Below are 23466 nucleotides of genomic sequence, written 5' to 3' on the forward strand. Positions count from 1 at the left end.
TTTTCTATCGCCTCGATATTCACTTTTCGTGTTTCTCGAAGCGGGTGCAAAAGTACAACTTCTTTTGTTTCTCGCAAGAAAAATTTAAAGTTTTTTTTGAAGACCTAAATCCTCAATTTCTTTATGTTTTCTTACCAGTATATCAACGAACTTTGCATGTTTTGCGGGGTGCAAAAGTAATAAGCAAAATCAAATCTCACAAGCTTTTTTTGATTTATTTTCAGAAATGATTTCTAATCCTAAACCCCTTAATCACCTGTCAATCTTTTAATGAACTTATTCGCTGTTGCGGGTGCAAAAGTAGCACCTTTATACACTACTTCAAGCTTTTTTATTGACTATTTTTTAATGTTTTCCCAACACAACGTTTAACTCGCTGGAAATACGCTTTTTGAAGACGAAAGTTTTTTCCTCTCCCCGGTCCTCTCCGAAGGAGAGGGGGACTTTGCGGACCTGGTTTGTGGGGTTTACTGGCAAATACAGCGTTTTTGCTATGGCTTCGCCATGTGGCAACTGGATTACCAACCTTCCTTTTTACACGATATAAAGGATCCGCCGAGATGTCTTTATATTCAAAGACATCTAACTGTTCTTTTTTTAACTGTGTTTTTCACTTCTAACTTAAAACCACGTCCTTCTAACTTTCTTTAGTTTGCGTTAGGGATAGTAGTGGAAAGCCCACAGTCTCGTCTTTTGGGACGAGACGAGGACTTGTAGCGGATAGCCCGGCCCATTATAAAAAAAAGAGGCTACTCCTTATATATAGGTATAGCCTCTTTTTTATAATGGGGAACGCCCAAATAGTATTTATAGTTTTAGTTTCTGTGCTTTCGCTTCCCAAAAATCATTCAGATTATCGATATCTACCGGATGTGCCGGTGGTTGGTTTTGCAATCTCCCAGATTCAAAGGCTCTTGTAAGTATAGTTTCTATCAAAAAGTCTTCATTAGATACGTAGGGCGCATATTCTGTTTTTAAATTAATATCAAACATGCTGGCTGCAGTGTTAGACCAAAAAGCTTTCCAGCCGCTTTTGAGTGTTTTTACCAATTCAAAGGTTGTTGTTCCCGTTTGGCGATGGATTAACTTTACTAATATTCGTCCTTGACTGCGTGACAATTTTTTAAGCTTTGCCTCAAATTCATCATTAAGATAACTTTCTACTATCTTGAAATACTTCTTCTTTTCTTTATTGGTAGAAAGCCTTTCCATTCCTTTATTCAAAAGCGTTAATCTTTCAGAAGCCAATTTAGCATAAGGATAAGTTCTATAGACTCTACTTTGCAAAATCAGAAACTGCTTCTTAGCATCGGGGTCCAATCTTTCTTTTGAAACAATAATTTCTTCCAGTTGAATGGTGTCATTAAGCGCTTCGTCTGTATCCCTCAAAACATAACCCATTTTTGTTGTGTCTTTAGAAATAACCTGTCCATGGGAAACTACCGTTAAAAAAAGAAAGAAAATTGAAAATCTAATAAACTGCATACAGAAAAAATTTAATGTAAAATTATACATTATATACGCAAGTGTAATGCCAATTCTATAATTTAGCAAAAAATATATTTTATGAGCACAAAATCGATATTAAAAGAATCCTCTATCACTTTTTTAGAGCAATATTTAAACAACGCCTCCCCTACTGGATTTGAAGCTGAAGGACAGAAACTATGGATGGAATACTTAAAACCATATGTTGACACATTTATAACAGACACTTACGGAACAGCAGTAGGGATTATTAATCCTGACGCTCCTTATAAGGTGGTAATTGAAGGTCATGCAGACGAAATTGCATGGTATGTAAACTACATTACTGATGAAGGAATGGTTTATGTAATTAGAAACGGTGGATCAGATCACCAAATTGCACCTTCTAAACGTGTAAATATTCATACTAAAAAAGGAATTGTAAAAGGAGTATTTGGCTGGCCCGCTATTCATACTCGTAATAGAGACAAAGAAGAAAATGCTAAAATAAGTAATATTTTCATTGACCTAGGTTGCGAGACTAAAGAAGAAGTTGAAAAACTAGGGGTTCATGTAGGTTGCGTAATCACTTACCCTGATGAATTCATGGTTTTGAATGAAAATAAATTCGTTTGCCGTGCAATTGATAACCGCATGGGTGGTTTTATGATTGCCGAAGTTGCGCGTTTATTGCATGAAAACAAAGTAAAGTTACCTTTCGGTTTGTACATCACTAATTCTGTTCAAGAAGAGGTGGGTTTACGTGGTGCTGAAATGATTACTCAAACCATTAAACCAAACGTAGCTATTGTTACTGATGTATGTCACGATTCTACTACTCCTATGATTGACAAAAAGATTGAAGGAGATACTAAAATAGGAAAAGGCCCAGTGGTGACTTATGCGCCTGCCGTTCAAAATAACCTGAGAGAACTAATTATAAATACTGCCGAAGAAAAGAAAATTCCTTTCCAACGTTTAGCTTCTTCAAGAGTTACTGGAACAGACACAGATGCATTTGCGTATAGCAATGGTGGTGTTGCTTCGGCATTGATTTCACTTCCTTTGCGCTACATGCATACGACTGTCGAAATGGTACACCGTGATGATGTTGAAAATGTTATTAAATTAATATATGAAACGCTATTGAAGATAGAGAACAACGAAACATTTTCTTATTTTAAATAATAGTTTCAGGAGCTAATCCCGCTATCCGCTATATCTTTTGTCCCGAAAACCTGGACAAAAGGATACCGCTACTATCGGGGCTACAATAAAAAGCCGTAATTCTACAATTGAATTACGGCTTTTTTATTAAATTTACTTACCAAAAAACCTATAAATGCAGTCAAAAGCTCAAAACGTCGAAGACTATATAAACGAACTTCCCGAAGATCGAAAAATACCAATGAACAAACTTCGAGAAACCATTCTTGCCAATATCCCGAAAGGTTTTACGGAAGAGATGAGTTATGGAATGATTGGGTACGTTGTACCACATTCGATTTATCCAAACGGCTATCATTGCAATCCAAAACTTGCGTTGCCATTTATCAACCTTGCATCCCAAAAAAAATTTATCGCCTTATATCATATGGGGATCTATGCCAATCCAGAATTGTTAAAATGGTTCACCGACGAGTTCCCAAAACACAGTAGTCAAAAACTAGACATGGGAAAAAGTTGCATTCGATTCAAAAAAGCAGACCAAATTCCTTTTGATTTGATTGCTGAGCTAGTTCAAAAAATGTCAGTTGCGGAATGGATCGCAATTTATGAATCACAGATGAAAAAATCAAAATAACCTTAAAATTTACAACTATGAAAATTATCAAAGGAATTCTCTTTACCATCCTAGGAATCATCGCTCTGGCGTTAATTGTCGCCCTATTTATGCCTAAACAATATGCCGTAGAGAGGGAAGTGGTTATCAACCAACCAAAAGATACCGTTTTCAATTATGTGAAGTACTTGAAGAATCAAGATAATTTCAGCGTCTGGTCAAAGACTGACCCAAACATGAAGAAAACTTTTACAGGAGTAGATGGCACTATCGGTGCGATTGCCGCATGGGAAAGTGATAATGAAGAGGTAGGTGTTGGCGAACAAGAGATAATAAATATCGCGGAGGGAAAACAAATTGATTTTGAATTGCGTTTTAAAGTTCCATTTGAATCCACTGCAAAAGCCTATATGATTACAGAAGTAATTTCACCAAATGAAACTAAAACAAAATGGGGATTTAGCGGCGCTATGGATTACCCAATGAATTTGATGCTTCCCATTTTACAAATGGAGAAGCTAATTGGTAATGACTTGCAGACGGGATTAGAAAACCTAAAAATCCTTTTAGAAAAATAAAAGTATAGCTATCATAAAAAGAAAGCCGCAATTCCTTACAGAATTGCGGCTTTCTCTTTTACTATGTTTAACTTACTATCTATTCTCTAAATAAGCCAAGACGTTTTTTTCAATTCTTTCATTGATATTTGAAATATCGGCTTTTATGAATTTTTCACCAAGAATCTTTTCATATAATTCAATATATCTTTCAGAAACGGTTTCGATATATTCATCAGACATATCTGGAATTGATTGTCCTTCTAAACCTTGAAAACCATTTTGAATCAACCAACGACGAACAAACTCTTTAGATAATTGTTTTTGCTCTTCTCCTTTGTCTTGTCTATCTTGATATCCTTCAGAGTAAAAATAGCGAGAAGAATCTGGCGTGTGGATTTCGTCAATTAAAACAATCACTCCCTCTTTAGTCTTACCAAATTCGTATTTAGTATCCACCAAAATCAAACCACGACCGGCGGCAATTTCAGTTCCTCTTTCGAATAAAGCTCTAGTATACTTTTCTAAAACTAAATAATCGGCTTCTGTAACAATTCCTTTTGCTAAAATGTCCTCACGAGAAATATCTGCATCGTGTTCTCCGTTATCCGCTTTTGTAGTTGGCGTTATAATTGGATTTGGGAATTTATCATTCTCTTTTAATCCTTCTGGCATTGGAACACCACAAATCGTTCTTTTACCAAGAGCATATTCGCGAGCAGCGTGACCTGACAAATAACCACGAATTACCATTTCAACTTTAAAAGGAGTACATAAATGCCCAACAGCTACACTAGGATCCGGAGTTGCAATCAACCAATTCGGAACAATATCTTGTGTTAATTCCATGAATTTAGTAGCAATTTGGTTCAAAATCTGACCTTTGTAAGGGATTCCTTTTGGCAAAACCACATCAAAAGCGGAGAGCCTGTCTGTCGCTACCATGACTAATAGATCGTCATTGATATTGTACACTTCCCTTACTTTACCTCGGTAAACCGATTTTTGATTTGGGAAATTAAAATTGGTAGTTGTAATTGTATTACTCATTATGATTAGTGTTGCGTTGTTGTTTTGCAAAAATAGGTTGTTTCACAGAGATACACAAAATTGTTGAAACATTATTAAGGTAATAGAACGTACTATTTTTCAAGAAGCGTAGTATTAAATAAATTCAATATTCGGCTATACTCATCAACCCATGAATAGGTTTCTTTAAAGCCATGGGCTTCAACAGGAAATGAGGACAGGCTCCAGTTTTTCTTTCCGAGTTCTATAAAACGTTGTGACAAACGCACCACGTCTTTGTACTCCACATTATTATCCACCATTCCATGAAGCATCAACAAGTTTCCTTGTAAATTATCAGCAAAATAAATTGGAGAACTTTTTTTGTAAGCATCAGGATCAGTTTCCGAGAAATTAAGAATATTACCAGTATATCCATGATTATAATGTGCCCAGTCTGTTACTGAGCGTAATGCTGCTCCGGACTTGAACTCAGTAGGTTTTGTCAACATTGCCATTAGGGTAATGAAGCCACCATATGATCCACCATACATCCCTACTTTTTCAGGATTAATTCCTAATTTTTCTACCAAGTACTTTTTTCCATCAATTTGGTCTAACAAATCATTACCGCCCATAAATCGGTAAATACCTGTTCTGAAATCTCGTCCATAACCATCGCTGCCTCTGTAATCGATATCCAGAACGGTGTAACCTAAGTCAGTCAATAAATTATGAAACATATATTCTCTATGATAACTACTCCAATAATTATGGGCGTTTTGCAAATAACCAGCACCATGAACAAAGACAATAGCTGCTTTATTTGTATTGCTTGATTCAGGTTTGTATAGTCTTGCATTTACATTAATACCATCTTGTGCTGTGAAAGTGATTACTTCAGGAGCTCGCCAAGAATAAGATTCAAATTCTTTAGAGGTTGAATGTGTTATCGGATTTAAAACAGCCTCTTTTTTGTTTACCGCTGTATAAAATTCCCAAGGTTTATTTTTATATGAATAACGAACAAGCAAAGTACTTCCATCAGGAGAAAGAATTACCTCATGCGCTCCATCTTTAGTCAGAATTGGTTGAAGTTCCCCGCCAGAAACTCCCAACTTATAAAACCCTCGATTTCCTGGATGTGTAGTATTTGTAGTTAAATAAAAAGCCTTCTTATCCTTCGAAAGTGTCACTTCTCTTACTTCCCAATTTCCCTTTGTGAGTTGGATTTTCTTATTTGACTTTAAATTATAACTGTACAAATGTGAATATCCTGATACTTCCGACTGAAAATAAATTGTTTCATTATCGCCCAAAAATTCTAAAACTCCTGAACTATTAGCATAAGGTGGAATACCTGGTCCGCCAATCCAAGCTTCATCGTGCTGATAATCGATTTCTTTAAAAGTAGCATTATCTAAATTTAATTGTATAATCCATCGGTCTTTATTGTCCAGACTTCTAATCTCTGTAATGGCATAAACGCCATCTTCACTATAAGTAGGTTCATCAACAAAAAGCAACTTATCTTCCTTTTCTTTATTTTTTAAATTCTCGTATTCGTTGTAGTAGGTAGGTTTGTCTTGAATATGACTTAATGAAGAAAAATTGACAAAACAAACTGAATCTTTAGCCACCGAATAAATTCCGAATTTTGATTTATTTAAATTTGCTACCGATACTTTTCTCTTTGTATCTACGGATTGATTGTAACCGTCTTTTGTAATGAAATTTTCCATTATTTCGCTTTTACTCTCAGCAGCATCTACTAATCTAAAAGTGGCGTAATTCCCTTTTGGAGCCATCTTCAGACTTTCAAAAGAACTCTTTCCGTAATAATATGTTTTAGGAAAGTCCGATTTATTTTCATCAGCTTTTGCTTTATTCCATTTTTTCTTCGCTTCTTGATCACGAATAAATTGAAACAATTCTTTTTGCTGGGTATTTAAAAAACTGTCTTTCTCCTCTTCTTTTTCCTTTTCTTTTCCTTGTTTAAAATTAGTGACTTGAACAAGTGTCCCTTGTTTCGTATCAAATTTAAGGATGTTTTCATTTTGCACAAAAAACAAAACTCCATCATCCTTTCCTAATTGTAAATTAGAAATTGAATTAGATTGTTGTAATAATTTTTTCTTAGTTTTATTCGGGATAGAATACGAAAACAAAGCCCCTTTATTAATATAATATACGATATCTGCATTCGGTTTACCTTTAAAATCTAATTTAGAGAACGCAGCTTCTGGCGCAGCAACTAATAAAGGTTTTGTCATTCCTTTTTCCCAAGAATAAGTACTGGCTCCCAACTCATTATTAGGATTCCATTCAAAATATACTTTTTTGCTATCTAAAGACCATCTACCATAAAAAGGCTGCTCTCCAATGAAAGTATCTCCTTTCATGATGTCTTCAAGCTGAAGAACTTGACTTTGGGAAGTAAAGGAGAAAAATATAAATGCTACGATAAAAATAGTTCTGATCATTTTTGTACGGTTTGTTTCACACAAAAATACAATTTGAATCGTATTTAAAAAAATATCGTGACTTTAGAATCCTTAAATACTCAATATAGTTTGCTTCAACAGTTTTTCAGATAAATAAGCAGCTACGCCATTGTCGTAATTAGTTGCTATTACTTCAAGGTGAGAAAGCTTGTTCTTTAAACTATCAGGAGCATTTCCCATCAGTAATCCTTTGGCTGTAGCATTTAACATATTTTCATCGTTGTATCCATCACCAAAAGAAATAGTCTCATGAAAACTTAGATTTTCTATTTCTAGAATCTTGGCAATAGCCACACTTTTATCGACCGTCTTGTCCATAAACTCCAAACAAAGCGGTAAACTAAAGGCGTGACTAAAAACATCTGAATGCTTTTCTACTATTTTATCTCTTAGCTCCATTAATCTCGAATGACGCTCATGAGTAAAAAACATTTTTATGGCACTCAAGTCTTTTACCATATCAAAATTCACAAGCTCAGGCAAATAAGTCAATTCCGTCTGAAAACTGTTTAAAGCCTCATTATGTTTATTAGTCAACCAAACATCCTCCTTAAATACTACTGTGGTAAATTCTTCATCTATTCCCAGTGATAAAACTGATTTTATTGCCTCGCTACTAATATTATGAGAAAAAAGAAGTTCATTTTCTGGCGAGTGAATTCTAGCTCCATTTGATGTTACTAAATAGACCGGACACCCTAAGCCTTTAACAATAGGCAAAGCATCAAGATGATGACGGCCTGTAGCCACAATAATTAGGTATCCTTGATTGTGCAGTTCTCCAAAAACTGCTTTGGTATATTCTGATATTCGGTGTTCTTGATTTAATAGCGTTCCATCTAAATCACTTATTACTACTTTTATTTTCTCTTGTAACATTTTAATTTTCATATTCATTTGTAATCTTTTCAAAAATATCGAATTTTAAAGAGACTTCCAATAACAAAACAATACTTAACAACTTCTTTACATTTAAATGTAGTCCAGCACTTACACCGTAAAATAGCCTAACTATCTGTATTTTAAATGACTTATAAAATCCAAATTATTCTTAAATATTTATTGTTGCATTTTAAATACAACAATAAGTATTTAACACTACCTTTGTGAAAAATTTAAATACAAAAATCATGAATACTGCACAAAAAGAATTAGTCAAAGCCACCGTACCCATTTTAAAATCAAGTGGTAATGCCTTGGTGACTTATTTTTATCAAAGAATGTTAGCAAACAATCCTGAACTAAAGAACATATTTAATATGGCTAACCAAGCCAATGGAAAACAACAAAATGCATTAACTGGAGCTGTATTGGCTTATGCCGAAAATATTGACGACCCAACAGTTTTAATAAATGTTTTGAAGTCCATAGGGAATAAACATGTTAGCTTACACATACTTCCTGAGCAATACGATATTGTGGGACATAACTTAATCGAATCTATAAAAGAAGTTTTAGGAGAATTAGCTACTGATGAATTAGTGGATGCATGGACCTGCGCCTATACAGAATTGGCTCAAATAATGATTTCTATTGAAGCCGAAATGTATCAAAAAACAGCAGATCTTAAAGGCGGTTGGGTTGGCTGGAGAACGTTTGTAATCGATAAAATAGTAACAGAAAGTGATGAAATTAAATCTTTCTATCTAAAACCTAAAGATGGCAATGCAATTGCGACTTTTTTCCCAGGACAATATATTTCTGTTAAAACATTTATACCTGAATTAGGACATGAACAACCTAGACAATATAGCTTATCTAGCAGTTTTCATGAAGAGTATTACCGTATATCAGTTAAAAGCGAAAAAGGACGTACCACTCCTGATGGTTTTGTTTCGAATGTGCTACATACTAAAAAAGTCGGAGAAACTATTGATGTTACTGCTCCTGCGGGAGTTTTCTATGCTGATCCCGAATCTGTAAATCCATTAGTATTAATCAGTGGAGGTGTTGGAGTAACTCCTTTGATGAGTATGGTTGAGGCCAATAGTCATTCGCTTCAAAAAAATAAAACGATTTGGATTCATAGCTGTCGTAATGAAAATGTACACGCATTTAAAGATGCAATCGAAGATTTGAACAGCAAGGAAAATTGGCTAACTTCATTCGTTTTTTATGAAACACTACCCGAATATGAAACTAATGCTATCGAAGGAAGAGCAGAACTGCATCAATACAAAGAAGAAATAATTATTAATGATGCAAAATATTATATTTGCGGACCTGAATTGTTTATCAAGAAACAATATCAATCTTTAATTGAACTTGGCGTTACAAAAGATGCTATCTTTTACGAAGAGTTCGGACCCCAATTATTAGCTTTAAATTAAAAAAAAATTATGAAATTAAACCACTTTACCGATTTTAGTATGCGTGTTTTGATGTATTTAAATCAAAAAAAAGACAGCCCTCAAAGTTCTTTGGATGATTTAGCTAATGCTTTCAAAATCTCACGAAACCATCTCGTTAAAGTGGTTCAATTTTTAGCGGCAAATCAATTGGTACTAACAAAAAGAGGGAAAAACGGTGGTATATCAATTTCCGAAACAGCGAAACAGATTCCTTTGGGAGATTTAATCCATTTATTAGAACAGGATGATTCCCCTATTGTTAATTGTGATGCTAAACCCTGTATTTTCAAATCCCATAATTGCAAATTAAAATCATTATTCAATAAAGCTTACCTACTGTTTATTGAGAGTTTAAATGAATCTAATTTGGCTGATCTTGAATTCAATGATTGGAATTCCATTTTTGAAAATAATCCAAATGCGCAAAACAATTCTTAATAGCGTCATCGTAACTTGTTTTATCACATTCACACTGACATCAATTAATACAAATACCAAAAATAGTATTGATTTCATTTTACTATGGACTCAATCTTGGTTAATCGCCGCTTCGATTTCCAGTATCTTCAACATCTATATTATTCCTTATTTATATAAGAAAAAAGTAAAGCTGGTTCTCAAAAATATTTTTTTGAAGGATCAAGCTCTTTAATTTGGCAAAACAGCTGTTGTTTATTTAAAAACAGATTGTCTGATTATCCTACCGAATAAACGATAACCAATTCCAGATCTAAGGAAACTTAGACTATTGGCGTCAAAACCAATCGTATACCTCTTGAAGTTTTTAGGCGGGTTTTCAGCTATCTTTAAAATCTCCCGAATAATTTGCGGTTTTAAGTCCGTATTTTTCTTGGTTTTATTTTCCAATATCAGACTTATTTTTTCCATTAAATTATTATACGAAGGTAAAGTCGATCGACAAGATTTAACTACATTTTTTTGAAAATTAGAGGGTGTGTTTCCAAATTGAACTGTAGAAACACTGATATTAAAATCAATTAATTCATAAGCCATACATTCAGAAAAACTCTCAACGGCATGTTTCGTCGAATGGTAAAAACTACCTAAGGGTAAGTTAACTAAACCCGCAATGGAGGTTATATTTATAAAGTGTCCCTTCTGTTGCGCTCTAAATTCAGGAATAAATGCCCTGCATACTTTTACCACTCCAAGCCAGTTTACATCAACAATAGTATCGATTTCAGTATCCTCAGCTAATTCCACAAAACTACGGTAGCCCACTCCGGCATTATTTATTACAACGTCGACTGTTTTAAAATCTTCAATTATTTTTTTCTTAGCAAGGGCTATACTTTCGGTTGAAGTCACATCAAGCAAATAACAGCTGATGTTTTCTACTCCTTGCAGCTCTTTACCATGATCTAGATGAATCATAGTAGCTATAACATTCCATCCATTTTTAGCAAAATGTAATGCTATATCTTTCCCAATACCTCCGGAAGCTCCGGTTATAAGTACGTTCTTCAACATTTATATTTTTATTCTATTATTATTGTAATACAAACAAACTGCTGCTTTTTGAACTTGTTTCAACAAAAAAAAAATTTTCATTTAAAAAGTACGACCCCATACGGGGTCGTAAATAGTACTGATTTCACTACTTGTCAAAAATACAGTTTTTATTTTTAGTCTGGATTCTCTGTATATTTATAAGCATCTAATACTTTTTTCACTAATCGGTGTCTTACAATGTCTTTATCATCCAAATACACGATTCCAATTCCTTCAATATCTTTTAAAACCAACAATGCCTCTTTAAGACCTGAAATAGTTCTTCGCGGCAAATCAACTTGTCCTGGATCTCCAGTTACCATAAATTTCGCACTTTTCCCCATACGGGTTAGGAACATTTTCATTTGGGAATGTGTTGTATTTTGCGCCTCGTCCAAAATCACAAAAGCATGATCCAGCGTTCGTCCCCGCATAAAAGCTAGAGGAGCAATTTGTATAATCCCTTTCAAAATATAATCTTCTAGTTTCTCATTTGGTATCATGTCACGCAAAGCATCGTACAAAGGCTGCATATAGGGATCCAGTTTTTCTTTCATGTCTCCAGGAAGAAACCCCAGATTTTCCCCTGCTTCTACAGCTGGTCGAGTAAGAATAATACGTTTTACCTGTTTTTCTTTCAGTGCTTTTACAGCCATCGCGACGCCGGTATACGTTTTCCCGGTTCCAGCTGGACCTACGGCAAAAACCATATCGTTTTTATTTATAGCGTCAACCAGTAATTGCTGATTGGGTGTCATCGCTTTAATGATTTTACCGCCTACACCGTGTACCAGAATTTTATCATTAACTAAGGTTCTTCTATCGTCTTGGTTCTCGCCTAAAATCACACGTTCAATTACATTATTATCTATGTTATTGTAACGGGTAAAATGAAGCATTAACCTTTGAAAACGTCTTTCGAACTCGTCTAAGATTTCTTTTTCTCCAAATGCCTTTAAAGTAGTTCCACGAGCAACAATCTTAAGCTTTGGGTAATATTTTTTAATAGTTTCAAGATGAGTGTCTTGAGCGCCCCAAAATTCTTTTGGAGCGATGTCTATGAGCTCGATTATTCTTTCGTTCAAAAGTTGTAGTTTTATATTAAAATTAATCAATTAATGAATCTAATCCGTTTTAGTTTTAAACCTCAGTATTATTTGTCTTATTATTTGGAATTTGTTTTTCGTTTTTTGCTTTTTTGAATTTACTATTATTAGATTTGCATTTCTCAAATTTAATGAAAATTAGTTTTAGAATCCACCAATATTTATAAAAAATATATGTCAATAATTACCCTTACTACCGATTACGGCTTGAAAGACCACTTTGTAGGTGCGTTGAAAGGGAAAATATTATCTGAGTATTCTGAAGCTTCCATTATAGACATCTCGCATCACATTGACCCATTCAACACAGTTGAAGCAAGTTACATTATTAGCGCAGCCTATTCGAGTTTCCCAAAAGGTACCGTTCACTTGATAGGAGTGGATATGGAATTGAATAAAGAGAACCAACATATTGTAATGCAATGGAACGATTCTTATTTTATTGCTGCCGATAATGGCATTCTCAGCATGCTTTCGCAAAAAATTGTTCCGCAAAAAATGGTTGCCATCAACATTCACGATCGACTGTCTAGTGAAGCAACCGGCATGGATGTTTTTGTTATGGTCGCCTGTCATATCGCCAAAGGCGGATTATTGAATGTTATTGGGAAAGAAATCAATAGTATCAAGCAGATAACCGAATTAAAAGCTGCTATTTCCGATGACAATAACATATTGAAAGGACATGTTATCTATATAGATCATTTTGGTAACGTCGTGACCAACATTAGCAAAAGACAGTTCGTAGAAGTTGCCAAAGGCAGGCCTTATGAGATTATTATGAAAACTAAAAATATAAAAACCATTTTGCCAAATTATTCCGCAATAGCCAGTTCTGATAAATATCCGATTAAGAATTATGAAGGAGAAAAATTGGCGATTTTTAATGAAGCTGGTTTCCTCGAAATTGCCATTTTTAGGAGCAACCCCTCCAAAGTTGGCTCAGCAAATAGCTTGTTGGGATTAAATTATAGAGATGTGGTTTCAATCCAATTTAAGAATTAGAAGATTATCATAAATAGAAAAATCTAAAATCATCAATCGTTAAATATAAATCACATGTTTGTACGAATAGTAAAATTGAGTTTTCACGAAGAAAACATACCTGCATTTCTAGAAAATTTCGAATCGATTAAGAAACGTATTCGTAGTGCTCCTGGAAATCGTTTATTGGAGTTATATCAGGACAAAGACAACAAAAGTATATTTTTTACGTATAGCTATTGGGAAACCGAAGAAGACTTGGAAAATTACAGAAATTCTGAGTTTTTTAATGAAGTATGGAGTTTTACCAAAAAATTATTCAATGCTAAAGCTGAGGCTTGGAGTGTGGATAAATTAGCTTCTTTAGTTTAACGTTTTTTAGTCTCAATTTAGGCCACTTTAAACCTTAAACTTTTTAAATAAAAAATTAATGAAAGCCATATTATTACGAGAAATTAAATCTTTTTTTGGTTCGCCCATAGGTTACTTGGTTATCGCTTTATTCCTTATTCTCAACGGATTATTTCTTTGGGTTTTCGAAGGAGACTACAATATTCTAAATACCGGATTTGCCGATATGGCCCCGTTTTTCACTTTAGCGCCATGGATTTTGATTTTCCTGATTCCTGCCGTAACCATGCGCAGTTTTTCCGATGAGAAAAAGCAAGGAACTCTTGAATTGCTTTTAACAAAACCGTTGAGTTTGTGGCAAATTGTGAACGGAAAATTTCTTGGCGCAGTACTACTGATTGTAATGGCTATTATTCCAACTTTCATTTATGTCGAAGTAATCTCCAGTCTGGGAATGCCAGAGGGAAATCTTGACATGGGAAGCACCATCGGTTCTTATGTTGGGCTGTTATTCTTGATTAGTGCCTATTCTTCCATTGGCGTTTTCACTTCTACCCTGTCCGATAATCAAATCGTAGCTTTTATAGTTGCTGTGTTTTTATGTTTCTTTTTCTATTTTGGTTTCGAAGGCCTCGCATCATTAACACCGTCTTTTTCGACATTTATTTCTGCTTTTGGAATGCAAGACCACTTTAAAAGTATGGGGCGTGGCGTGATAGATACTAGAGATGTACTCTATTTTGTGAGTGTAACGGTATTATTTCTTTCGTTTACTGTTTATAAACTTAAATCTTTTAAATTGTAATGGTACCAATTAAAAAAAGCAACCTGAAGTCAGTATTGATTACAATCGTAATTTTGCTGTTTGTAAATAGTATTGGGAATCGGTTTTTTCATCGTTTTGATTTAACAAAGGATAAAAGGTACACACTTTCTACCACTTCTTTGAATATAATCGAAGAAGTAAAAGAACCGCTGTACATCAAAATATACCTGCAAGGGGATTTGCCTTCTGAGTTCAAAAGGTTGCAACAAGAAACGCAGCAGCTACTGGAGGAATTTCAAGCATATAATAAAAATATAGTTTTCGAATTCATCGATCCATTGGAAAACGAAGATACCAGTATGGATAATATCAAAGAGTTGTATCGAAAGGGGTTGACGCCTATAAATATAACAGTTGATGACAAAGGGAAACAATCACAAGCTATGGTATTTCCATGGGCTATCGCAGTTTACCAAAACAAAGAAGTTAATATTCCGTTGTTAAAAAATAGAATGGGCGCTTCGACTACCGAAATGGTCATTGGCTCAGTGCAGCATCTTGAATATTCAATTTCGGATGCCTTACACAAAATCACAACAGCCAAACAAAAAACGGTTGCCGTAATAAAAGGTAACGGTGAGCTTCAGGATGTATTAATGGCTAAATTCTTGTTACAAATAAGAGAAAGTTATCACATAGGCCCTTTTACGTTAGATTCGGTTGCAAAAGACCCTACAGGCAGCCTAAACGCCTTAGAAAAATACGATTTAGCTATTATCGCTAAACCTACCGAAACGTTCTCTGATGCCGAAAAACAGGTCTTAGATCAGTTTATCATTAACGGAGGAAAGACACTGTGGCTTGTTGATCAGGTAAATGTGGAGATGGACAGTCTTTACAATGAAACAGGGGCGACATTAGCTTTTCCGAGGGATTTGAATTTAAACGATATGTTCTTTAAATATGGTTTTCGTATTAACCCAGACATTGTTAAAGACGAACAAGGAAGTCCTATAAAACTGGCTACGGGAGAACAGGGAAGCGCAACACAATTTCAAGAATTTAATTGGAAATTTGCTCCATTAGTCTATCCAGAAAGTGCTCATCCGATCGTGAAAAATTTAGGTGGAATTAAATTTGATTTTGCAAATCCTATCGACACTCTGAAAAACGGAATTAAGAAAACAGTACTGCTACAATCGTCTCGTTATTCAAAAAAAATAGGTGCTCCAGTAGAAGTAAATTTGGATATTGTTGCTGAAGAAACTAGCCCGAATCATTATATAAAAACCGGAAATATCCCGCTTGCTGTATTACTCGAAGGATCCTTCCATTCTATGTTTGAAAATAGAGTTTTACCTTTTGAACAAGCCACATTTGAAGCTGCAGGAAAGAAGAATAAAATGATTGTAATTTCTGATGGAGATATAATAAAAAACCAATTGGATAAAAACTATCAACCTGTAGAACTAGGTTATGATCAACGTTCCGGAAATTTGTACGACAATAAAGATTTCCTGCTGAATTGTGTCAATTATCTATTAGATGATACTGGACTTATTAACATTCGAAGCAAGGATTTAGATTTGCCTTTATTGGACAAAGAAAAAGTTTTTGAAAACTACACTAAGACGCAAGTCATAACTATCGGGCTGCCACTCCTAATCTTAGTGTTATTTGGCGCTTTATTTACCTACCTCCGAAAAAGGAAATACGGTCAATAGATGTTAATAAAAAAGTTTCAATACTAGCATAGTTTACGATATATTTGTAAAATGTATTGTATTTTAAAAATCAAACTAAAATAGATACCAAAAAAAATAAAATAAAACAGATGAAATTTATAGTATCGAGTTCGTACTTATTAAAACAATTACAAGTTTTAGGTAATGTTATCAATAGTAGCAATACTTTGCCCATTTTGGACAACTTCCTATTTGAATTAGACAATAACGAATTAACGGTTTCGGCAAGTGATTTAGAGACTACCATGTCTGCTAATTTAGCTATTGATTCCACGAGTAAAGGAAGTGTGGCTGTACCAGCAAAATTACTATTGGAGATCCTTAAAACTTTCCCAGAGCAACCTCTAACTTTTACTGTTGAAGAAAACAGCACGATAGAGATCAGTTCAAATTCTGGTAAATATGCGTTAGCGTATGCTCCTGGTGATGAATTTCCAAAATCTGTTAACCTAGAAGAGCCTTCTGTAACTTTAGTTCCTGCTGATGTATTGGCAACAGCTATTAGCAAAACAATCTTTGCTGCTGGAAATGATGATTTGCGTCCAGTAATGTCTGGTGTATTTTTTCAGTTCTCTCCAGAAGGATTAACTTTTGTAGCAACTGACGCACACAAACTAGTAAAATATGCACGTACGGATGTAAAAGCGTCTCAAGTAGCTGATTTTATCATGCCAAAGAAACCTTTGACTATTCTAAAAAATATTCTTACTACTTCAGATGCTGAAGTGAAAATTGAGTACAACGATTCGAATGCTACTTTTTCTTTTGACAATTATATTTTAATGTGTCGTTTAATAGATGGGAAATATCCAAACTATGAAGCGGTTATACCAAAAGAGAATCCAAATAAATTAATGATTGACCGTTCTCAATTTTTGAGTTCAGTACGTCGTGTTGCTATTTTCTCTAATAAAACAACGCACCAAATTCGTTTGAAAATTGCAGGTGCCGAGTTAAATGTTTCTGCAGAAGATATTGATTACTCTAACAAAGCAGAGGAAAGATTAACTTGTGATTATCAAGGGGACGATATGCAAATAGGATACAACTCTCGTTTTCTTACTGAAATGTTGACTAATCTGCAATCAGATATGATTATGCTTGAAATGTCATTACCTAATAGAGCTGGGATTCTTACTCCTGTTGATGGACTGGAAGAAGGTGAAACTGTAACGATGCTGGTTATGCCAGTAATGCTGAACAGTTAACAATAAATTCTGATTTTGTTGTATTTAATTTTTAAGATTCAAATATAATACCTATCATTGTGAAACGATTACGCTATTAACCAAACCATTTTTTATATTTAAAAAAACCGCTATTTCCTAACCAGGATATGCGGTTTTTTTTTGTTCCTCCGTCTCCCAAAGAGGGGGAGACGAAATGGAATTTTTCGAGTTTTTTACTTCCTGTTTTTTACTTCTCAATTCTAACCTTCCTCCTCTCACCTCTTCCCTTAAATAACTCCCATCTTTTTCATTAGGAACGTAGCACTTTTATTTTTACAGATACCGTCACGAAGTTTATAATCAAAATGTAATTCATCATTTACAATTTCGACTTCAAAACATTTGTTGGTTAGAATATCCGGATATTCATTTGTGGTCAAGCAAACTTCGATATCATGAGTTGCAATAGCACCAATCGCTTTATGAGCAATTACTTTCTTTACGACTTCTATGGTTCCGTTTCTTTTATCATCAGAATTAGTTCCTCTAAGGATTTCATCCAGTAATACAAAAGCAGCATTACCTTCTAATTCATCCATAATTTGTTTTAAGCGCTTTATTTCCGCAAAAAAATAAGATTCACTGTCAGATAAGGAATCCGACAAACGCATCGAAACTAACACCGGCAAAGGATGTACATTCGCTTCTTTCGCACAAACTACCGATCCCATGCCTGATAATACCATGTTTATTCCCAAACTACGCAGAAAAGTACTTTTACCTGACATATTTGATCCAGTCAATATCATAAACGACTGGGGATGGAAAGCTACCTCATTCCCTACTCTAGTTTTGGCATTCAGTAAAGGGTGGCTCAGGTCTGAGAAGTCGATTTTAAATTCCGTGTTTAACGTAGGATAAACAAAATCAGTGTTATTATAAGCAAAATTAGCCAAGCTATTCAACATTTCGAATTCGCCGATTACATCTAACCATTCTTCCATTGCCGTAGCATGCTCTTTTTTCCAATTCAGTAATTTTTTTAATACATGAAGATTAAAAAGGAAGGTACCATTGAATAAAGAAGCCGTCAACAGATTTCCAATCGTATCCATATTAGAAAACAACTCTGATAATTTTTTGATATGAAGACTTGCGTTTTCTGCTTTAAATTTCAGTTTCTGTTGTAAATCGATCAGCTTCTCAGAATGGAAAGATTCCTCCTCTATTTTTTTAAGTAATAAACCATATTGACTAATCACCTTATCGATATCTTCCGCATTAGCAATTTCGATTTGGATTCGTTTAAAAAAGGCACCCATAATTACCAAATTTAATATAAACACATAAGACAGGTAGGATAGTAAAATTGCCTCACTAGTAATGATATACGAAACAAGAATGCCTAGAAATAACAAAGGCGTAATATAAGAAAGCACGATTGACCCTTTAGATAATGATGCACTCTGAAATTTACTCCATTTCATTAATCCTTCATAACTCGCTTTTGAATCCTTGCTTATTATGGCTAAAGCCAAGAAATTCTGGCGCCAGTCTAACTTTTCAGACAGCTCCTTGACAGCTGTCTGATTCCTAATGATTTCTTCATTGGGGGATAATGTGAGTAGTTGATTGGCTAACTTCTTCTTTCCTATAAAAGTGGCCGTTCTATTTAAGTTTTGGAACAGGGAATGCTCACCAAAAATATCCAGATCATATGCATAGGGATGATGAAAATCATTAAACTCTTGTCCGTTTTCAAATGGAATTGCTTTTTTCTCTAAATAAGAGATTTCATTTTCATTGATTCCCACTAGAGCCGAGTTTATCTTTTTTTCGAAAAGTAACTTAGAATGAATTCGCATTAAGATGATAAAGGCAGCAAAAAAGAAAACAGCTGAAATTAAAAAAATAATTTCGCTGTTTTGTATGTAATAATAAAGAGACCCTAAAAAAACAACAATAGACAACAGTCTAAGTAAACTGATTGTATTGTATTTTTTATTTATTTTACTTAATTCCTGCGAATAGCTTTTACTCTTAGTACTGTATGAATCCATATTTCGATTTAATTGAAATACAAATATAGGTGTACCGCAATAAATAAGCTATTAGAATAAGGAACAATATAGCAACACTGTAAACTTAGTCTTCCATAGGAATTGCCAAAATGGGAACGTCAAAATTATTTGCAAATTTCTTAGTCAGGCTGGGATGGAATAGGCCTTCAAAAAACGTTCTTTTATAGGTCACCATCGTTAAAACATTAATTTCTTGGTATAAAATAAAATCTAAAATAGTTTCCTTTACTTCATCACTATCAATCACAAAAAATTCAATAGGTTCATTCTCAAAATTCTCCTCCCAATTCTTAATTGTTGCTCGATCAACATCAGATTTGCTAGTTTTTACATAAAGACATTTTACAACTGCATTAGCCATTTTTGCCAATTTTATAGTGTTTTTAAGCGCTTTTTTATCCTTAGCTCTAAATCGTGTTGTAAAACCTATGGTTTCTGTTTTTTTGAATTTAGCATCAATAGGAACACATAGCATCGGTACATCGATATCAGCCAAAACATTACCCGTATTGGTCCCAGAAAAAAATTCTGACCATCCGGAAGCTCCTTCAGTCCCCATAACCACATAATCTATTTTATCATCCTTGATTGATTTGTTTATATTATACAGCAAATTACCATCCATAAGGCGATGCGTCATTCTAATTTTACCCAGATTTCGCTCTTCTGCTATCGCACGAAGTTTTGGAATCTCCTCTTTAAACATTTCGAATTGTGACAATTCTACTGATTCATAGATAATCATATAATTTTCCGGAAAAAACTGATTGTCGAATACTGGCAAATCAAAGGCGTGTAATAACACCAATTCACCCTGTACTATTTTTGCAAATTCTAAAGCATGTACAAATGCATTAGTCGCGGCTTCAGAAAAATCGGTAGGGAATAATATACGTTTCATTTTAAATGGTTTAAAGTTGTAGAATAATCAAATTTACACCTAAAGTTACAATTATAATATGATAAATATCAGTCAGTTTCATTTATTTTAACAAATAAACTTCTGCATAATTCAGATTGCTTATTTTAATATTATTACAATTTTAAGGTTACATCGATTTACAATTTGTTACGATTTGCAAAGCTAATTTAGAACGTCGCAAACCCTTATTCTTTAATCGATGTGAATGGCTAAAATTGGGATGTGAAATTCTGGATGTGACTTTTTAGTATAGCTAGGTTGAAACAATCCTTTAAAAAAACCTCTTTTATAGATTAACATGGTCAAGACATCCACGTTTTCATTGGTAATAAAGTCTAAAACTACTTCATTGATTTCATCGCTTTCGACAACAACGAATTCAATAGGTTCTTTTTCAAACTCCACTTTCCATTCTGCAATAGTTTCTTTAGAAACATCAGAATCACTAGTTTTTACATAGAGGCATTTCACATTGGCATTTATAATCTTTGCCAAATTTAAAACTGCATTAAGTGCTATCTTATCTTTGGCTCGATAACGAGTCGTAAACCCAATCGTTTTAATGGTTTTATGTTTAGCTTCTAAGGGTATGCATAAAACAGCAACCGCTATCCCAATAATAACATCTCCTGAATTAGAACCAACAAAAACGGCATCCCAATCTGTTACACCGGAGGTTCCCATAACAACATAGTCAATTTTATCCGTATCAACAATCTTTTTAATATTAGCTATTAAATCGCCTTCCATTAACCGATGCGACATCTTTATGTTCTCTAAATTACAAGCTTCTGCAATAACACGAAGTTTTGGAATTTCCTCTTTAAACATATCGAACTCCGTTAACTCTACTGTGTCATAAACCATATTAAAATTCTCTGGAAAAAATTGGTCATCAATCGGCAGCAGCGGGTAAGAATGTAATACAATAAGTTCTCCTTGTATTATTTTTGCAAATGCTAAGGCGTGAACAAAAGCATTAGTTGCTACATTAGAAAAATCGGTTGGAAATAGAATACGTTTCATATTTTATCAGTTTAAAGTGAATTATAGCAACGAAGACAATTTTAAAGTTACGGAATTAAAATCAGAAACATAGCTTAACAACACTTTACTTCAGTCTGCAAAAAGGCAGCTGCTTAAATAAATAGATACTTACTTAGATTTAGTACCTTTGCAACTTATAAAATACAACTATGTTATATAACGATTCGATAGTAGCCTTAGCGACACCTTCTGGAGCTGGAGCTATTGCAGTCATCCGAATTTCAGGCGCTGAAGCAATTACTATTGGTAATAGTGTTTTTAAATCCATTAAAAACAAAGATTTAACCAAGCAAAAAACACATACCCTCCATCTGGGGCATATTATCGACGATCAAAAAACGCTCGACGAAGTATTAGTGTCACTTTTTAAAGGACCCAACTCTTATACAGGCGAAAACACGATTGAAATATCCTGTCATGGTTCTACATATATCCAACAACAGATTATACAACTACTACTGCGTAAAGGCTGTCGCATGGCTGATCCGGGAGAATTCACACTACGTGCTTTCCTAAACGGCAAACTTGATTTGTCACAAGCAGAAGCCGTTGCAGATTTAATATCTTCTGATAATGAAGCATCACACCAAATCGCTATGCAGCAAATGCGTGGTGGTTTCTCTAATGAAATAGCTAAATTAAGGGAAGAACTGTTGAATTTTGCTTCACTCATCGAACTCGAACTCGACTTTGCTGAGGAGGATGTGGAATTTGCAGATCGTACCCAATTCCATGAATTGCTGAATAGAATCGAATTTGTTTTAAAGAGGTTGATTGACTCTTTTGCAGTAGGAAACGTAATCAAAAACGGAATTCCGGTCGCCATTGTGGGTGAACCCAATGTGGGAAAATCAACACTGTTAAATGCTTTACTAAACGAAGAACGCGCCATTGTTTCGGAGATTGCCGGAACAACCCGCGACACCATTGAAGACGAACTAGTCATTGGCGGAATCGGATTTCGATTTATAGACACGGCAGGAATCCGCGAGACACAAGATGTTGTGGAAAGCATCGGAATACGCAAAACATTCGAAAAAATAGAACAGTCACAGGTGGTATTATATCTATTTGATAGTTTGAAGTTTAAAGTTCAAAGTTCTGAATATATCGTAGAAATTGAGAAAATAAAGAATCAATTTCCTTTAAAACCCTTGGTCGTTGTTATCAATAAATTGGATTTACTAACAGATCAAGAAATTACAAGCATTCGTCAAGAACTTGAAACCTTAAACATTAAACTAATTTTCTTAAGTGCCAAACAAAACATAGGTGTTGATGAATTAAAAAACCAGCTGCTGTCTTTTGTTAATACTGGAGCATTAAGAAATAACGAAACGATTATCACGAACACTAGACATTATGACTCCTTGCTGAAAGCATTGGAGGAGATAACTAAAGTAAAATACGGGCTAGAAACAAATCTACCGAGCGACTTAATGGCTATCGATATCAAGGAAGCCTTGTATCATTTTGGAACGATTACGGGTCAGGTTACAAATGATGAATTGCTAGGTAATATTTTTGCTAACTTCTGCATCGGAAAGTAAGAATATTTAGCCGTTGACAGTTTTTAAAGTTCAACACAACTTTAAATTACAAAGAAAATAACAACCTTCATTTTACGACCGAATTAGCTAATTGTAATTAAATGAACATTGCTTTTTGGCACTGATTTAGCAAATAAATTAAGTCTTAAATTATTTTTAACATAATATTACTAGGCTATCTTTCGCAAAATTCTATTTTTGTGATCTTAACTATAATAAAAAAAATCATGAAAGAATTAGTAGCAAAGATTAACGCTGAGTTTGAAGCATTTACTGCAGAAACAGAATCTCTAATTGAAAAAGGAGTAAAAGCTGCTGGAGCAAGAGCACGTAAGTCAACTTTAGAAATGGAAAAAATGCTAAAAGAATTTAGAAAACTTTCTATCGAAGAGTCTAAAAAATAATTGCCTTTTACACAAAAGTCCTTAGTCAATCTAAGGACTTTCGTTTTTTTAATTAATTAAGTCGTATTCAAACGGAACTTACTTAGTGAACAGTTTTACAATAACACTCATTAGGCTGCCATTTCAGGCTATTCACTGCAAGTCCGCGGGAATCTCCCT

21 protein-coding genes are annotated in these 23466 nt (G+C 34.3%); 12 read left to right on the top strand and 9 right to left on the bottom strand.

The window, feature by feature from the left end; all coding sequences use genetic code 11:
• Window positions 1-807: 807 nt before the first annotated feature.
• A complete protein-coding gene (locus AAC069_RS15255; RefSeq protein ID WP_339921297.1) occupies window positions 808-1485 on the bottom strand; it encodes a DUF4294 domain-containing protein in 678 nt (225 codons plus the stop codon).
• Between the two features lie 81 nt (window positions 1486-1566).
• Here AAC069_RS15255 and AAC069_RS15260 point away from each other — a divergent pair, with 81 nt between their 5' ends.
• The 3 genes from AAC069_RS15260 (at window position 1567) to AAC069_RS15270 (ending at window position 3828) form a co-directional block, all read left to right on the top strand.
• On the top strand, window positions 1567-2655 hold the full coding sequence (locus AAC069_RS15260; protein WP_339921298.1) for a M42 family metallopeptidase: 1089 nt from the start codon (window positions 1567-1569) through the stop codon (window positions 2653-2655).
• Window positions 2656-2809: 154 nt separating this feature from the next.
• Entirely contained in the window at window positions 2810-3271 is a 462-nt protein-coding gene (locus AAC069_RS15265; protein WP_339921299.1) for a DUF1801 domain-containing protein, read from the top strand.
• Between the two features lie 17 nt (window positions 3272-3288).
• Window positions 3289-3828 (top strand): SRPBCC family protein, encoded by a 540-nt coding sequence (locus tag AAC069_RS15270; protein WP_339921300.1) that lies wholly within the window; start codon window positions 3289-3291, stop codon window positions 3826-3828.
• Window positions 3829-3903: 75 nt separating this feature from the next.
• Here AAC069_RS15270 and AAC069_RS15275 read toward each other — a convergent pair whose 3' ends face one another.
• From AAC069_RS15275 to AAC069_RS15285, 3 genes are all read right to left on the bottom strand, one after another.
• Window positions 3904-4857, bottom strand: coding sequence for a phosphoribosylaminoimidazolesuccinocarboxamide synthase (locus AAC069_RS15275; RefSeq protein WP_339921301.1), 954 nt, complete (start codon window positions 4855-4857; stop codon window positions 3904-3906).
• 92 nt (window positions 4858-4949) lie between these two features.
• Window positions 4950-7298 carry a prolyl oligopeptidase family serine peptidase gene (locus tag AAC069_RS15280; protein ID WP_339921302.1) on the bottom strand — a complete coding sequence of 783 codons (2349 nt, stop codon included), beginning with the start codon at window positions 7296-7298 and terminating at the stop codon, window positions 4950-4952.
• Window positions 7299-7370: 72 nt separating this feature from the next.
• Entirely contained in the window at window positions 7371-8231 is an 861-nt protein-coding gene (locus tag AAC069_RS15285) for a Cof-type HAD-IIB family hydrolase (protein WP_339921304.1), read from the bottom strand.
• 218 nt (window positions 8232-8449) lie between these two features.
• On the opposite strand from AAC069_RS15285, the gene hmpA reads away from it, so the two are divergent.
• Both hmpA and AAC069_RS15295 read left to right on the top strand, forming a co-directional pair.
• Complete coding sequence (gene hmpA, locus AAC069_RS15290; RefSeq protein ID WP_339921305.1) at window positions 8450-9649, top strand: NO-inducible flavohemoprotein; 1200 nt, start codon at window positions 8450-8452, stop codon at window positions 9647-9649.
• 9 nt (window positions 9650-9658) lie between these two features.
• Entirely contained in the window at window positions 9659-10108 is a 450-nt protein-coding gene (locus tag AAC069_RS15295; RefSeq protein ID WP_339921307.1) for an Rrf2 family transcriptional regulator, read from the top strand.
• A gap of 234 nt (window positions 10109-10342) precedes the next feature.
• Here AAC069_RS15295 and AAC069_RS15300 read toward each other — a convergent pair whose 3' ends face one another.
• Together AAC069_RS15300 and AAC069_RS15305 are read right to left on the bottom strand one after the other, a co-directional pair.
• Window positions 10343-11161, bottom strand: coding sequence for an SDR family NAD(P)-dependent oxidoreductase (locus tag AAC069_RS15300; protein WP_339921308.1), 819 nt, complete (start codon window positions 11159-11161; stop codon window positions 10343-10345).
• A 155-nt stretch (window positions 11162-11316) separates the two neighbouring features.
• A complete protein-coding gene (locus AAC069_RS15305; protein ID WP_339921309.1) occupies window positions 11317-12267 on the bottom strand; it encodes a PhoH family protein in 951 nt (316 codons plus the stop codon).
• Between the two features lie 195 nt (window positions 12268-12462).
• On the opposite strand from AAC069_RS15305, the gene AAC069_RS15310 reads away from it, so the two are divergent.
• The 5 genes from AAC069_RS15310 to dnaN all read left to right on the top strand — a co-directional run bounded on the left by AAC069_RS15310 (window position 12463) and on the right by dnaN (window position 17342).
• A complete protein-coding gene (locus AAC069_RS15310; RefSeq protein WP_339921310.1) occupies window positions 12463-13293 on the top strand; it encodes an SAM-dependent chlorinase/fluorinase in 831 nt (276 codons plus the stop codon).
• 54 nt (window positions 13294-13347) lie between these two features.
• Window positions 13348-13644, top strand: a complete 297-nt coding sequence (locus AAC069_RS15315; protein ID WP_339921311.1) for an antibiotic biosynthesis monooxygenase family protein — start codon at window positions 13348-13350, stop codon at window positions 13642-13644.
• Between the two features lie 58 nt (window positions 13645-13702).
• The gene (gene gldF / locus AAC069_RS15320) at window positions 13703-14428 is read left to right on the top strand and encodes a gliding motility-associated ABC transporter permease subunit GldF (protein WP_339921312.1); all 726 of its coding nucleotides are present in this window, start codon (window positions 13703-13705) and stop codon (window positions 14426-14428) included.
• Window positions 14428-16113, top strand: coding sequence for a gliding motility-associated ABC transporter substrate-binding protein GldG (gene gldG / locus AAC069_RS15325; RefSeq protein WP_339921313.1), 1686 nt, complete (start codon window positions 14428-14430; stop codon window positions 16111-16113). The genes gldF and gldG overlap by 1 nt, the downstream gene beginning before the upstream one ends.
• Window positions 16114-16223: 110 nt before the next feature.
• Window positions 16224-17342 carry a DNA polymerase III subunit beta gene (gene dnaN / locus AAC069_RS15330; RefSeq protein WP_339921314.1) on the top strand — a complete coding sequence of 373 codons (1119 nt, stop codon included), beginning with the start codon at window positions 16224-16226 and terminating at the stop codon, window positions 17340-17342.
• Between the two features lie 248 nt (window positions 17343-17590).
• Here dnaN and AAC069_RS15335 read toward each other — a convergent pair whose 3' ends face one another.
• The 3 genes from AAC069_RS15335 to AAC069_RS15345 all read right to left on the bottom strand — a co-directional run bounded on the left by AAC069_RS15335 (window position 17591) and on the right by AAC069_RS15345 (window position 21332).
• Window positions 17591-19363: a DNA mismatch repair protein gene (locus AAC069_RS15335; protein ID WP_339921315.1), complete on the bottom strand. Its 1773-nt coding sequence runs from the start codon at window positions 19361-19363 to the stop codon at window positions 17591-17593.
• Window positions 19364-19448: 85 nt separating this feature from the next.
• Window positions 19449-20285, bottom strand: coding sequence for a universal stress protein (locus tag AAC069_RS15340; RefSeq protein WP_339921316.1), 837 nt, complete (start codon window positions 20283-20285; stop codon window positions 19449-19451).
• Window positions 20286-20498: 213 nt separating this feature from the next.
• Window positions 20499-21332: a universal stress protein gene (locus AAC069_RS15345; protein ID WP_339921317.1), complete on the bottom strand. Its 834-nt coding sequence runs from the start codon at window positions 21330-21332 to the stop codon at window positions 20499-20501.
• Window positions 21333-21502: 170 nt separating this feature from the next.
• On the opposite strand from AAC069_RS15345, the gene mnmE reads away from it, so the two are divergent.
• Together mnmE and AAC069_RS15355 are read left to right on the top strand one after the other, a co-directional pair.
• On the top strand, window positions 21503-22903 hold the full coding sequence (gene mnmE, locus AAC069_RS15350) for a tRNA uridine-5-carboxymethylaminomethyl(34) synthesis GTPase MnmE (protein WP_339921318.1): 1401 nt from the start codon (window positions 21503-21505) through the stop codon (window positions 22901-22903).
• 227 nt (window positions 22904-23130) lie between these two features.
• Window positions 23131-23307, top strand: a complete 177-nt coding sequence (locus AAC069_RS15355; protein ID WP_074723847.1) for a histone H1 — start codon at window positions 23131-23133, stop codon at window positions 23305-23307.
• Window positions 23308-23466 lie beyond the last annotated feature (159 nt).

Origin of the sequence: uncultured Flavobacterium sp. (genome assembly GCF_963974175.1) — a bacterium.
GTDB lineage: Bacteria > Bacteroidota > Bacteroidia > Flavobacteriales > Flavobacteriaceae > Flavobacterium.

Coding starts and splice junctions, on each gene's coding strand:
- AAC069_RS15255 (WP_339921297.1), bottom strand. CDS start 1,485: ATGCAGTTTATTAGATTTTCAATTTTCTTTCTTTTTTTAACGGTAGTT.
- AAC069_RS15260 (WP_339921298.1), top strand. CDS start 1,567: ATGAGCACAAAATCGATATTAAAAGAATCCTCTATCACTTTTTTAGAG.
- AAC069_RS15265 (WP_339921299.1), top strand. CDS start 2,810: ATGCAGTCAAAAGCTCAAAACGTCGAAGACTATATAAACGAACTTCCC.
- AAC069_RS15270 (WP_339921300.1), top strand. CDS start 3,289: ATGAAAATTATCAAAGGAATTCTCTTTACCATCCTAGGAATCATCGCT.
- AAC069_RS15275 (WP_339921301.1), bottom strand. CDS start 4,857: ATGAGTAATACAATTACAACTACCAATTTTAATTTCCCAAATCAAAAA.
- AAC069_RS15280 (WP_339921302.1), bottom strand. CDS start 7,298: ATGATCAGAACTATTTTTATCGTAGCATTTATATTTTTCTCCTTTACT.
- hmpA (WP_339921305.1), top strand. CDS start 8,450: ATGAATACTGCACAAAAAGAATTAGTCAAAGCCACCGTACCCATTTTA.
- AAC069_RS15295 (WP_339921307.1), top strand. CDS start 9,659: ATGAAATTAAACCACTTTACCGATTTTAGTATGCGTGTTTTGATGTAT.
- AAC069_RS15300 (WP_339921308.1), bottom strand. CDS start 11,161: ATGTTGAAGAACGTACTTATAACCGGAGCTTCCGGAGGTATTGGGAAA.
- AAC069_RS15310 (WP_339921310.1), top strand. CDS start 12,463: ATGTCAATAATTACCCTTACTACCGATTACGGCTTGAAAGACCACTTT.
- AAC069_RS15315 (WP_339921311.1), top strand. CDS start 13,348: ATGTTTGTACGAATAGTAAAATTGAGTTTTCACGAAGAAAACATACCT.
- gldF (WP_339921312.1), top strand. CDS start 13,703: ATGAAAGCCATATTATTACGAGAAATTAAATCTTTTTTTGGTTCGCCC.
- gldG (WP_339921313.1), top strand. CDS start 14,428: ATGGTACCAATTAAAAAAAGCAACCTGAAGTCAGTATTGATTACAATC.
- dnaN (WP_339921314.1), top strand. CDS start 16,224: ATGAAATTTATAGTATCGAGTTCGTACTTATTAAAACAATTACAAGTT.
- AAC069_RS15335 (WP_339921315.1), bottom strand. CDS start 19,363: ATGGATTCATACAGTACTAAGAGTAAAAGCTATTCGCAGGAATTAAGT.
- AAC069_RS15340 (WP_339921316.1), bottom strand. CDS start 20,285: ATGAAACGTATATTATTCCCTACCGATTTTTCTGAAGCCGCGACTAAT.
- AAC069_RS15345 (WP_339921317.1), bottom strand. CDS start 21,332: ATGAAACGTATTCTATTTCCAACCGATTTTTCTAATGTAGCAACTAAT.
- mnmE (WP_339921318.1), top strand. CDS start 21,503: ATGTTATATAACGATTCGATAGTAGCCTTAGCGACACCTTCTGGAGCT.
- AAC069_RS15355 (WP_074723847.1), top strand. CDS start 23,131: ATGAAAGAATTAGTAGCAAAGATTAACGCTGAGTTTGAAGCATTTACT.